Origin of the sequence: Oerskovia sp. NPDC056781, assembly GCF_042789955.1 — a bacterium.
GTDB lineage: Bacteria > Actinomycetota > Actinomycetes > Actinomycetales > Cellulomonadaceae > Oerskovia > Oerskovia rustica.
This window is the reverse complement of sequence record NZ_JBHUAD010000123.1, coordinates 1-11,926: the sequence shown is the minus strand read 5'-3', so window position 1 is coordinate 11,926 and position 11,926 is coordinate 1. Positions and strand designations below refer to the sequence as shown.

Sequence of the window (11,926 nt, the reverse complement as noted above, 5' to 3'; positions counted from 1 at the left end):
CCTCAGGGGGCCGGCCGTTCCGCTGTGCGGACCCGGCGCTCGCCGGACCCGGACCACGACGGATACTGCCGCCCTGGGGCTGGGCAGCGGTCCGCCGCGGTGCCGCACGTCGAGTGTGCAGTTGTGGTCGTCGTCGGGCGCAGGAGACGACCCGAACTGCACACTCGATGGGGTTCCGGCCGCCGCCGGGGACGTGGCCCGGCCGCGTACTACGTCGTCGGGCGGGCGGAGCGGCGGGGGAGGAACGTCGCCGCGATCGCTCCCAGACCCACGCTCGCCGCGCCGACCCAGAGCGCCGCAGGCAGGCCTTCCGTGAACAGGTCCGGGGTCAAGGCCCCGCCGGCGGCCTGGAAGACCGCGACCAGGACCGCGACGCCCAGTGCCACGCCCACCTCGCGCAGGGTCGAGTTGGTCGAGCTCGCGGTCGCGTTGTCGGACTCGTCCATGTCGACGAGGACGGCGGTCGCGCTCGGCGCGAACGTCAGGCCCATGCCGACGCCCGCGAGCACGAAGGCGGGGACGAGCTCGGCGTACGTCGCGCCCGAGGACACGATCGCGAGCCAGGTGAGCGCGAGGGTCTGGAGGGTCAGACCCGTCACGAGCAGGGTGCGGATGCCCAGGCGCGGCGCGAGCATGCCCGCGAGCGGGGCCACGAGCATGGGGGCCGCCGTCCAGGGGAGCGTGCGGACCCCTGCCTCGAGCGGGGAGAGGCCCTCGGCGATCTGGAAGTACTGGATGAGCAGGAACACCGCGCCGAACATGCCGAGCGAGAACGCGAAGCCGGACACGTTCGCGACCGCGAAGCTGCGCGAGCGGAACAGGCGCAGGGGGACCAGCGGCGAGCCGCCGACGCGAGCGACGCGCTGCTCCCAGGCGACGAAGGCCGCGAGCAGGAGGACGGACCCGGCGAGCAGCGAGAGCACGACGGCGGACGTCCAGCCGTCCTCGTTGCCTCGGACGATGCCCCAGACCCCCGCGAAGACCCCGGTCCCGGCGAGCGCGAGGCCCATGAGGTCGATCGGTCCGGGGCGGCCGAACGACTCGCGCAGCGCGACGAACACGAGCGGGACCGCGACGAGCGCGACGGGCACGTTGATCCAGAAGATGGCCTCCCAGCTCATTCCCTCGACGACCGCGCCGCCCACGAGCGGCCCGAGCGCGACGCCCAGGCCCGAGACGCCGCCCCAGATCCCGATCGCGAGCGCACGCTTGGCGCGCGGCACGGCGTCGGCGATGAGGGCGAGGGACAGCGGCATGATCGCGGCCGCGCCGGCACCCTGGACCGCGCGGGCCGCGATGAGCGCGGAGGGGGTGTCGGCGAGCGCGCACGCGACCGACGCGAGCGTGAACACGGCGATTCCGACGACGAAGACGCGTCGGCGCCCGAACCGGTCACCGAGCGAGGCAGCGACGAGCATGAGGGTCGCGAACGCGAGCGTGTACGCGTTGACGAACCACTGGAGCTGCTCGACGCTCGGACGCAGCGCCCGGGCGATCACGGGCAGGGCTCCGGTGACGACGAGGTTGTCGAGCGTGGCCATGAACATGGGCAGCGAGGCTGCGACCAGGATCAGCGCGAGGGGCCGACGGCGGCGCGCACCGGGGTTTCTCGCGTCCTCGATCGCCGTGGTGAGGCCCACGGGGAGGGTGGTGCCGGCTCCGGCCGTCGAGGCGGCGTCGGTGGCGCGTGAGGTGTGGACCGTGGGTGGCCGGTCGGGCGGGGCGGTCGTGGACATGAGAACTCCTCGGTCAGGTAAGCATCGGATGATTACTACGATTCCGACGCTAGTTATCAACTGATAACCTTGTCAACATGGAGAGCGCCACGAGTTCCGAGCGGGCCCCGTCCGTCGAGGCGGGGGAGCCGACGCGCCGCATGTCGCGCGACGAGCGACGCGAGCAGATCCTCGACGCGGCGACCGCGGTGTTCGCCGCGGGCGGCTACGCCGGGACCAGCACCGACCAGGTCGCCCGCGCCGCAGGAGTCTCCCAGCCCTACGTCGTGCGCATGTTCGGCACCAAGCACGAGCTCTTCGCCGAGGTGTTCGACCGCATCGGCAGGCGCATCGTCGGGGCCTTCTCCGCGGTGCCTCGCGGCCCTGAGGCCTCGGCCGAGCTCGGTGCGGCCTACGTCCGCCTCCTGGGCGACCGCAACCTCCTGCTCGTCCTGATGCACGGCTTCGCGGCCGGCGCGGACCCGGTCTTCGGGGCGCGATCACGCGAGATCTTCGTCCAGATCTTCGAGATCTACCAGGACCGCACGGGCGGCACGCTCGAGCAGGCGCGCGACTTCCTCGCCCAGGGCATGCTGCTCAACACGCTCCTCGCGATCGGCGCCCCCGAGCACTTCGGCGACGACCCGCGCCTGGCCGAGCTCATGCTGTGCGCGTTCGGCGACGCGCTGCCCGCGGTCGACCCGGCCGCCCAGGACGCACCGGGCGCAGGCGGGGCCACGCCGCGGCCCGAGGCCTCCCGGCGCTGACGCGTCCGCGCCACACCCGCACGCCCTCCCGACCCCGAGCACGAGGACCAACGATGACGCACGACCAGAAGCCGGTGCGCGAGCGCCGCCCCACCGCCCCCGACGGCCTCGTGATCGTCGACAAGCCCCAGGGCCTCACGAGCCACGACGTCGTGAGTCGCCTGCGCCGGCTCGCGGGGACCCGCAAGGTCGGTCACGCGGGCACGCTCGACCCCATGGCGACGGGCGTCCTGGTCCTGGGGATCGGTCGCGCGACCAAGCTCCTGACGTACGTCGTGGGCGCGGACAAGGAGTACACCGCGACGATCCGCCTGGGCGCCGCCACGACCACGGACGACGCGGAGGGCGAGACCACCTCGCGCACGGACGCCTCGGCCGTCACCCGCGAGGCGATCGACGCGGGCGTCGCGCTCCTGACCGGTCCCATCGAGCAGGTGCCGAGCTCGGTGTCGGCGATCAAGGTCGACGGGCAGCGCGCGTACGCGCTCGTGCGCTCGGGCGAGCAGGTCGAGCTCAGGCCCCGCCCCGTGACGATCTCGCGCTTCGACGTCCACGACGTGCGGCCGGTCCCGGCCGTGGCGCCCGACGACGTCCCCGCGCTCGACGTCGACGTCACGGTCGTGTGCTCCTCGGGGACGTACATCCGGGCGCTCGCCCGCGACCTGGGAGCGGGCCTCGGCGTCGGGGGACACCTCACCGCCCTGCGCCGCACGCGCGTGGGCGGCTACGCGATCGACGGCGCCTCGACGCTCGACGAGCTCGAGGCGCAGGTCGAGCGCGACGGCGTCCTCGCGACGCTCCCGCTCGCCGACGCGGCCCGCGCGACGTTCCCGGCGCGCGACCTGTCGCCCGAGGAGCGCACCGCGCTGTCCTACGGCAAGTGGATCGACCCGTCCGCGCAGGACGCCACGACGGCCGGGATCGGTGACGACGGCTCCCTCGTCGCGCTGCTCGAGAACGTGGTGCGCGAGGGCAGGCACAAGGCCAAGCCGGTGATCGTCTTCGCCCCGGCGTGAGCACGAGCGCGGACAGCGGGTGACCGCAGGCCGGTTCGATGGGGAACACGGGGCCGAGTCGTGGCAATCTTGACCAGGCGCGCCGTGGGTGCGCGCCGTCGTCGGGCCTCCTGAGCGGACCCGGCTCACACACATCTCGAGGAGTACGCGTGCACCTGTGGACGGACCTGGACCAGGTTCCGCCGGGATTCGGACCGTCGGTCGTGACGATCGGCAACTTCGACGGCGTCCACCGCGGCCATGCCGAGGTGCTCGGCCGCATCGTGTCCCTCGCCCGGGAGTCCGGCTCCCAGGCCGTGGCCGTGACGTTCCACCCGCACCCCGCGACGGTCCACCGTCCCGAGCAGGCGCCCGAGCTCCTGACCGGGATCGCCGACCGCATGGAGCTGCTGGAGGCCACGGGCCTCGACGCGGTGCTGCTCGTCGAGTACACGCTCGACTTCGCGCAGCAGACGCCCGAGGAGTTCGTGCGGACCTACCTCGTCGAGGGACTGGGTGCCCGGACGGTCGTCGTGGGTCACGACGTGCGCTTCGGGCGCGACAACGCGGGCAACCTCGCGACCATGATCGAGCTCGGCCGGACGCACGGCTTCGAGGTCCGCGCGATCGACGACGTCGGGACGGTCGCGTCGGTCGCCGTGGACGCCGGCGTGCCCAGCGGGCGCTGGTCCTCGACCGAGATCCGCGGTCTGCTCACGGACGGCAAGGTCCGCGAGGCCGCGGCGCTGCTCGGACGCCACCACCGCCTGCGCGGCGTCGTGATCCACGGTGACGCGCGCGGCCGGGAGCTCGGCTTCCCCACCGCGAACCTGGGCGCGATCAGCGGCATGGTCCCGGCCGACGGCGTGTACGCGGGCTGGCTGCGCCGCCCCCAGCTCCTCGCGGCGGCGCCCGGGAACTGCGACGGCGTGCTGCCCGCGGCCATCTCGATCGGCACCAACCCCACGTTCGACGGCGTCGAGCGCCGGGTCGAGGCCTACGTCCTGGACCGCACCGACCTCGACCTGTACGACGAGGAGGTCGTCCTGGAGTTCGTCGAGCACCTGCGCCCCACGTTGCGCTTCGACGGCATCGACGCGCTCGTGGAGACCATGCACGACGACGTCGCGCGAGCCCGCGCGATCCTCGCCTCGGGTGCGGGGGCAGCCGCGCCGGACCTGGACGTGGCGCAGGCCGAGGCGGGGGAGTAGTCGTGTCGGTCACGAAGCAGCCCGTCCTGGAGACCCGAGCCCTGCGTGTCGGGTACGCCGAGGCGCCCGTGTGCGCGCCTGTCGACCTGGCGGTCCGCCCGGGCGAGCTGTGGGCGATCATCGGTCCCAACGGCAGCGGCAAGTCGACGCTCCTGCGCGCGCTCCTGGGCGTCCTCGCGCCCCTGTCCGGAAAGGTGCTGGCGTTCGGCCGGGACGTCGACGAGCGCGAGCGCGACTTCCGGGCCAAGGTCGTCGGGATCCTCGACGACGACGCCTACTTCCCCGGGCTCACGGCCCGCGAGCACCTCGTCCTGACAGCGCGCGGTCACGGCGTCGCCGGGGCGGGTGAGGTCGTCGACCAGCTCCTCGACCGCTTCGGCCTGAGCGAGCAGTCGGGCGCCATGCCGACCGAGCTGTCCTCGGGGCAGCGCCGACGTCTCCTGCTCGCGGCAGGGTTTGCCCGCCCCCGCGAGGTCCTCGTGCTCGACGAGCCCGAGCAACGCCTCGACCCCGGCATGCGCGCCGACCTCGCACGGATCCTCGTCGAGGAGGCCGGGCGCGGAGCCGCCGTCGTGTTCGCGACCCACGACCCCGACCTCGTCGAGCGCACCGGGGCCCGCGGGCTGCTCGTCGGCGACGACGAGTGCGTGCGCCTCGGGCACCAGGCAGCGCTCGACGCGCTCGCCCAGGTCCGTTGAGGACCCGGCCATGAACGCGGCGCAGGGCAGGGGCAAGAGGCGCCCGCGCGGCGCGAAGCAGGGCGCCCACGGGGCGCGTGATGCGACGCACGCCGCGCCGCGCGAACCCGTGACACCTGAACCTGCGGTCGAGCGCTCCCCCTTGCCGCTGCTCGTCGCCGACCCGGAGGAGGAGTTCTCCGGTCGGGAGATCCGCCGCCTCACCGCACGTGTCACTGCGTCGCGGGCCGACGCGGGCCCCGGCGAGCTGCTGGGGAACGTCGCCTACGTCGTGGTGTCGATCGCGATCTCCATCGGCTTCGTGATCGGTGCCGCGAACGTGCTGCGCGAGACCATCTTCGTCGCTCCTGTCGACGGGCGGGCGCCGGTCCTGACGGCCGCCACGATCCAGGCCCTCGCGTCGGTCGCGCTCCTGGCCCTCCTGACGGGCATGGCCGTACGGCTGGGACCGCTCGGGACGGGCAGCGCGGGCGTGCGCTGGTGGGTCCCGATGCCCGTCGACCGGCGCGGCCTGCTCACGCCGTCGTACTGGCGCGGGGTCGCGGTCGCGGTCGTCGTCGGGGCAGGTGGGCTCGCGGCCGTCGCGCTCGCGTCCGGTGCCGATCCCGGTGTGGCCGGGCGCAGCGCGGCCCTCGGCGCCGCCGCCGGACTCCTGCTCGTGGGGCTCGCCGGGCTCATCCAACCGCGGACCCGGGTCGCCGCGACGGTCGCACGGGTGAGCGACGTGCTCATCGCCGCGGTCCCGGTCGCCGGGGTCGTGCTCGTGGCCGCCGGGTGGAGCGACCTGCGCGAGGTGTCGGTCCCGCCGTGGGTCATCGTCGTCGTCGGAGTGGGCGCGCTGGCCCTCGCGGTCGTGTGGTGGCGACGGCTCGAGGCGCTCGGGGCCCAGGTCCTGCGCACGCAGAGCGCGGTCGCGGACCAGGCCGGTGGCGCGATCCTGTCGCTCGACACGCGCGAGCTCGGCCGTGCGCTGAGCCGCGCAGGCTCGACCCGCGGCGGCAGGGCGCGCAGGACCTCGCGCTTCGCGACCGTCCGGGGGCCGGTCACCGCGCTCGTCGCGGCCGACCTCACGCTCCTGCGGCGCAGCCCGTCCGCGATCGCCCAGCTCGTGGGGCTCACGGCCCTCGTGATCGTCGCCCAGCAGGTCCCCGCGTTCGAGGGCGGGTTCGGGCTGTTCGTACTGCTCGTCGTCGCGGGGTTCCGCGGTGCCCAGCTCGGTGCCGAAGGCGCGCGCACGGCGGAGATGGTGCCAGCGCTCGACGCGATGATGCCGCTCTCCGCGCGCGACGCGCGACTCACCCGGAGCGTCGTGCCGTCGCTGACCGCGCTCGTCGCGCTCGTGGTGGGGGTCGTGCCGCTCGTGCTGGGCACGGGGGAGTGGCTGTGGTTCGCCCTGGTGGTCGTCGTCGCGGTCGGCATGGGCGCGGCAGCGATCCGCGGCGCCTACCGCAAGCCGCCGAACTGGTCCGGCCCGCTCATGGCGACCCCCGCGGGTGCGCTGCCGACCGGCGCGACGTCGATGATCGCCCAGGGGCCCGACGTCGCCGTGCTCAGCGCGATCCCGCTCGGCATCTGCCTCCTCGTGGGCGCGCCCACCCTGACCCTCATCCTGTTCCAGGGGATCGCGGTGTGGATCGCGCTGGCCGTGGCCTCGCACGTGCGGGCCACGGGGGCCAAGCCGCTGCTGGGCTGACCGGCGTACAGCGATCCCCTTGCGGTCGGCGGCGCGCTGGCCGCATTGGGAGGCTGGTCCTGGCGCGCTGCGCGACTGCCAGACGGACGCCCAGACTGAAGATCTCGTCCAGACCGAAGCCTTGGCTGGTGGCATTGACATCGCCTACGGTGTGCTGCTCGATGAGCCGGTCACTCCTCGCGCATCTGCCCTCCGAGCGGCGGACGCTGCTCCGACGTCTATCGCGAATGGTCATTGCTGAGCAGTGAGCAATGGTTCGGATCACGATGTGCTCAACGTCGCCTTCTCTGCATCCACGAGCCGCCCGTCCGCCAGGTGCACGCGCGCGTCGACCGTGTCGAGCGTGGCCTCGTCGTGGGTCACGACGATGGTCGCGGCGCCCGTCTCCCGGGTGAGCCGGGTGACGAGCTCGATGATCTGGACGCCGCGATCGTGGTCGAGCGCCGAGGTCGGCTCGTCGACGAGCAGGACCTCGGGGTGGTTCATGAGGGCGCGGGCGATCGCGACCCGCTGGCGCTGACCGCCCGAGAGCTGGGCGGGTCGCTTGGCGGCCTGGTCGCGCAGCCCGACGGCGTCGAGCAGCTCGAGCGCCCGGTCGCGGTGCGCGGAAGGCCGCTCGCCGCGCAGGTGGCTCATGAGCTCGAGGTTCTCGAGCGCCGTGAGCGACGCGATGAGCTGCGGCTGCTGGAAGACGATCCCGATCCGGTCGCGCCGCAGCCGCGCTGCGTCCGCGGACACGGCCGACCCGGCAGCGGCCCCGCCGACGGGGGTGTTGACGACGTCGTCGCCGATGCGCACCTCCCCGGACGTCGGGGTCGTGAGGGTCGCCGCCACCGCGAGGAGCGAGGACTTGCCCGAGCCCGACGGGCCGAGCACCGCGGTCGTGGTCCCGGCGGGGACGGTCAGGGAGACGTCGTCGACCGCGGTGACGGTCGACTCGCCGTCGGGGTAGACGAGGGTGACGTGGTCGAGGGTGAGGTTCATGGTGTGCCTTTCAGGAGCAGCTTTCAGGAGCAAGGGGGAGCGGTCGCGAGCGCCAACCCCGCCGCAGGAGCGGCGAGCGGGCCGACGCCTCAGCGGGCCGCGAGCGCCGCGTGCGGGTCGATGCGCGTGATCCGCAGGATCGCTGCGACGGCGCCGACCGTCCCGAGGACCACGAGGATGAGGGCGGGCAGGAGGGTCGTGGCGGGGGAGACGACGACGGGCATGACCTGGGCTGCGAGGGCCCCGGCCCCGGCGGCGAGCGCGGTCCCGATGCCGACGCCGAGCACGAGCAGGACGAGCGCCTGGCCGATCGCGTCGCGCAGCAGGTAGGAGGTGGAGGCGCCGAGCGCCTTGAGGACCGCGACGTCGCCGGCCCGGTTGATGGTCCACACGGTGAAGAACGCGCCCACGACGAGGGCGGAGATCGCGAGCAGGAAGCCCTGCATCATCGTGAGGGACATGTTCTCCGCGGAGAACGAGCTGACGGCGGCGCGCGCGGCCATGGGCGTGAGGGTTGCCGTGCCGGTGTGGTCCGCAGCCGCGGCGAGGGCGGAGTCGCTGGGGTCCCCGGTGATGGCGACGACGGTCGCGACCTCGTCACCGGACGCGCCGCCGCCGCGGGCTCCGACGGTCTGCCAGTCGGTCAGGTCCATCCAGACGACGGGCGTGTGGGAGAAGTCGGCCTGGGTGTCGAGCACGCCTGCGACGGTCAGGGTCAGCGAGCCCAGGGCGACCTCGTCGCCCTTCTGGGCGCCGAGGTCGTCGGCCGCGCCGCTCGACAGCAGCACGGTCCCGGGGGCTGCCTCGGCGCCGTCGGGCACGAGGCCCGAGCCGGGGCGCGAGCCGAACGCGGTGACGGCGGCGGTGGTGCCTGCCTCGCCGTCGGCGCCTGCGGTGACCGACGCGCGCGTCGTCGCGATCCCGAGAGGTTCGGCCGAGGAGACACCGTCCACAGCGGCGAACGCGTCCCACTGCGCGGCGTCGACCTGGGACTCGGTGAAGGAGGGCTTCGCATCCCCGGTCACGGTGAACGCGAGGCGCTCGACGGGGAGGTCGGTGATGCCCGACGTGCTCGCGCGGGCCAGTCCCGCGGTCAGCGAGGCGAGGAAGCCCACGAGGAACGTGATGAGGACGATGACGGTGGACATGAGGACGAAGCGTCCCCGGGCGAAGCGCAGGTCGCGCAGCGCGACGAACATCAAGAGCCTCCGGTGGTTGGCGTGGAATCGATCTGCGTCCAGCCTCCCGCCGAGGCGCCTCGCGCGGATCGGGCCCGTGGACGGTCTCCGGTGGCCGCGAGGTGGGTCAGAGGATCAACCTTTTGATGGATCGCGCGCGGCACGTCGCGCCCGCCGCGTCGCTAGGGTGGCGATGTGAAGCCTCGCGCCGTGATCTCCGCCGCCCGCGGGCTCCAGATCGCGCTCGACGTGCTCCTGGTGGCCCTCGTCGGGCTCGCGGTCGGCTCCCGCTGGGCCGAGGCCCTGAGCAGCGGGGGACTGGACGCCGGGGCGTGGGGAGCGCTCGCGTGCGGCCTGGCGCTCCTGGCCGTCTACGGCGTGGGGCGCTCGCGGATCAACGTGCGCGACTCCGCGGTCGACGCCCCGCGCGGCGCCTGGTGGCCCACGGGAGCGTGGATCGCGGCGCTGATCGTGGGGTGGGCGCTCCTGCTGCTCCTGACCCCTGTCGCGCTGTGGATCGCGTTCCCGCTCATGTTCCTCGAGATGCACGTCCTCGGCCCGCGCCGCGGGATCGTGGCCGTGGCCGCGACCACGGCGTGCGCGATCGGCGGAGCGATCCTGGGCGGGCAACAGCTCGTGGGCTCGATCCTCGGCCCGACGTTCGGCGGCCTCGTCGCGATCGCCGTCGTCCTCGGCTTCGAGACGATCGTGCGCGAGTCGCAGGGCCGCCAGGAGCTCATCGACGACCTGGTCCGCACCCGCGCGGACCTCGCGGCCTCCGAGCGCGAGGCCGCGGTCGCGACCGAGCGCGAGCGCCTCGCGCGCGAGATCCACGACACGCTCGCGCAGGGCTTCTCGTCGATCGAGCTGCTGCTGCGTGCCGCGGACACCGCGCTCGCGGAGGTCGAGGAGCCGGGAGCGTTCACCGAGGGAGCCCCCGGCCCGACGGCGGCGCGCACCGCACGCGGCTACGTCACCCGGTCACGGGTCGCCGCGCAGCAGAACCTCGCCGAGGCCCGGCGCTTCGTGCGCGACCTCGCTCCGGCGGACCTCGAGTCGGCGACCCTCGTCGGGGCGCTCGAACGCGTCGCCGAGCGCACGGCGCTGGCCTCGGGCGACGACCTGCGCGTGACCGTCGACGTGTCCGGGCAACCTCGTCCGCTGCCCGTGCCCGTCGAGACCGCGCTGCTGCGGATCGCGCAGTCGGCGCTCGCCAACGTCGTCCAGCACGCGGGGGCCACGCGGGCCGCGGTCACGCTCAGCTTCCTCGGGGACGCCGTGGCGCTCGACGTGGTCGACGACGGTCGTGGGTTCGACCCGCTCGCGCCCCCCGGACCGCGCCCGGGCGCGGACGGGGGCTCCGCCGTCGGGCGTGAGGACCGTGACGAGGGCGCGACAGGAGGGGCGACGTCCCCGCCCCGCTCAGGGTTCGGCCTGACCGCGATGCGCTCGCGCGTCGCCGAGCTCGGCGGCACGTTCTCTCTCGAGACCGAGCCGGGCGCCGGGACGGCGCTCGCGGTCCACCTTCCGCTCGACCCCCAGGAGACTCGGTGACACAGGGACCGGCGACCATCCGCGTCGTCCTGACCGACGACCACCCCGTGGTCCGCGCGGGCCTGCGGGCCGTCGTCGACGCCGAGGGGGACATGGAGGTCGTCGACGAGCTCGCGACGGCCGAGGAGCTCGTCCGACGGGTCGGGGCCGGGCTCGAGGCCGACGTCGTGCTGCTCGACCTGCGCTTCGGCGAGGGGCGCATGGGCGGCGCGCAGGCCGCGCGCGAGGTCACGCGCCTGGGTGGGCCGCCCGTCCTGATCCTCACGACCTACGACTCCGACCAGGAGATCCTCGCCGCGATCGAGGCCGGCGCCACCGGCTACCTCCTCAAGGACGCGCCGACCGACGAGCTGACCGCCGCGATCCGCGCGGCGGCGGCAGGGCAGGTCGCGCTCGGGCCGAGCGTGCAGCGACGGCTGCTCGGGCGCATGCGGGCACCGGGCGTCTCGTTGTCGCTGCGCGAGCTCGAGGTGCTCGGGCTCGTGGCGCAGGGGTGCTCGAACGACGAGGTCGCGCGCCGGCTGTTCCTGTCGAAGGCGACCGTGAAGTCCCACCTGGTCCACGTGTACGAGAAGCTCGGGGTCGACTCGCGCACGGCCGCGGTGGCCGAGGCGCGCAGGCGGGGGCTGCTGGGGGAGTGAGCGCCGATCGACCGCGGAGCGTCCCGGTACGCTCGTCCAGGTACCGGGCTCGCCGTCGCGCGAGGTCAGGGCCGTGCCCCGGGCAACCCTGCTAGACTATGGGCGCCGTCAGAACGGCCGCGGAGGCTGGCAAGCCTGCCGAAGAGCCCAGGGATCAAGCCCTGGCGCGCCGCGCAACGAACACCACAAGGAGAGCCGTGCCCCTCGACACTGCCACCAAGCAGCGCATCATGACCGAGTACGCCACGAGCGAGGGCGACACCGGTTCGCCCGAGGTCCAGATCGCGATGCTGACGCAGCGCATCAAGGACCTGACCGAGCACCTCAAGGAGCACAAGCACGACCACCACAGCCGTCGTGGCCTGCTGCTCCTCGTCGGCCAGCGTCGCCGTCTCCTCGGCTACCTGCAGAAGGTCGACATCAACCGCTACCGCAGCCTCATCGAGCGCCTCGGCCTGCGTCGCTGACACCCCCTGACTCAGCCCGGCCC

The 11,926-nt window shown here is 73.9% G+C and carries 11 protein-coding genes; 8 read left to right on the top strand and 3 right to left on the bottom strand.

Features of this window, described 5'->3' with window-relative positions:
* Positions 1-209: 209 nt before the first annotated feature.
* A complete protein-coding gene (locus ACFRCR_RS11770; protein ID WP_377677731.1) occupies positions 210-1,736 on the bottom strand; it encodes an MFS transporter in 1,527 nt (508 codons plus the stop codon).
* 77 nt (positions 1,737-1,813) lie between these two features.
* Between ACFRCR_RS11770 and ACFRCR_RS11765 the strand changes: the two genes are divergently transcribed.
* The 5 genes from ACFRCR_RS11765 (at position 1,814) to ACFRCR_RS11745 (ending at position 7,079) form a co-directional block, all read left to right on the top strand.
* A complete protein-coding gene (locus tag ACFRCR_RS11765; RefSeq protein ID WP_377677729.1) occupies positions 1,814-2,482 on the top strand; it encodes a TetR/AcrR family transcriptional regulator in 669 nt (222 codons plus the stop codon).
* A 53-nt stretch (positions 2,483-2,535) separates the two neighbouring features.
* Complete coding sequence (gene truB / locus ACFRCR_RS11760; protein ID WP_377677727.1) at positions 2,536-3,498, top strand: tRNA pseudouridine(55) synthase TruB; 963 nt, start codon at positions 2,536-2,538, stop codon at positions 3,496-3,498.
* Between the two features lie 149 nt (positions 3,499-3,647).
* Positions 3,648-4,688 (top strand): bifunctional riboflavin kinase/FAD synthetase, encoded by a 1,041-nt coding sequence (locus ACFRCR_RS11755; RefSeq protein WP_377677726.1) that lies wholly within the window; start codon positions 3,648-3,650, stop codon positions 4,686-4,688.
* A gap of 2 nt (positions 4,689-4,690) precedes the next feature.
* Positions 4,691-5,386 carry an ATP-binding cassette domain-containing protein gene (locus ACFRCR_RS11750; RefSeq protein ID WP_377677724.1) on the top strand — a complete coding sequence of 232 codons (696 nt, stop codon included), beginning with the start codon at positions 4,691-4,693 and terminating at the stop codon, positions 5,384-5,386.
* 10 nt (positions 5,387-5,396) lie between these two features.
* The gene (locus ACFRCR_RS11745; protein WP_377677722.1) at positions 5,397-7,079 is read left to right on the top strand and encodes a DUF6297 family protein; all 1,683 of its coding nucleotides are present in this window, start codon (positions 5,397-5,399) and stop codon (positions 7,077-7,079) included.
* Positions 7,080-7,340: 261 nt separating this feature from the next.
* Here ACFRCR_RS11745 and ACFRCR_RS11740 read toward each other — a convergent pair whose 3' ends face one another.
* Together ACFRCR_RS11740 and ACFRCR_RS11735 are read right to left on the bottom strand one after the other, a co-directional pair.
* A complete protein-coding gene (locus ACFRCR_RS11740) occupies positions 7,341-8,063 on the bottom strand; it encodes an ABC transporter ATP-binding protein (RefSeq protein WP_377677721.1) in 723 nt (240 codons plus the stop codon).
* Positions 8,064-8,152: 89 nt separating this feature from the next.
* Positions 8,153-9,262 carry an ABC transporter permease gene (locus ACFRCR_RS11735; protein WP_377677720.1) on the bottom strand — a complete coding sequence of 370 codons (1,110 nt, stop codon included), beginning with the start codon at positions 9,260-9,262 and terminating at the stop codon, positions 8,153-8,155.
* A 174-nt stretch (positions 9,263-9,436) separates the two neighbouring features.
* Here ACFRCR_RS11735 and ACFRCR_RS11730 point away from each other — a divergent pair, with 174 nt between their 5' ends.
* From ACFRCR_RS11730 to rpsO, 3 genes are all read left to right on the top strand, one after another.
* The gene (locus ACFRCR_RS11730) at positions 9,437-10,795 is read left to right on the top strand and encodes a sensor histidine kinase (protein ID WP_377677719.1); all 1,359 of its coding nucleotides are present in this window, start codon (positions 9,437-9,439) and stop codon (positions 10,793-10,795) included.
* Positions 10,792-11,436, top strand: coding sequence for a LuxR C-terminal-related transcriptional regulator (locus ACFRCR_RS11725; protein ID WP_377677717.1), 645 nt, complete (start codon positions 10,792-10,794; stop codon positions 11,434-11,436). The genes ACFRCR_RS11730 and ACFRCR_RS11725 overlap by 4 nt, the downstream gene beginning before the upstream one ends.
* Positions 11,437-11,633: 197 nt before the next feature.
* Complete coding sequence (gene rpsO, locus ACFRCR_RS11720) at positions 11,634-11,903, top strand: 30S ribosomal protein S15 (protein WP_030150575.1); 270 nt, start codon at positions 11,634-11,636, stop codon at positions 11,901-11,903.
* The last annotated feature ends 23 nt before the right edge of the window (positions 11,904-11,926 follow it).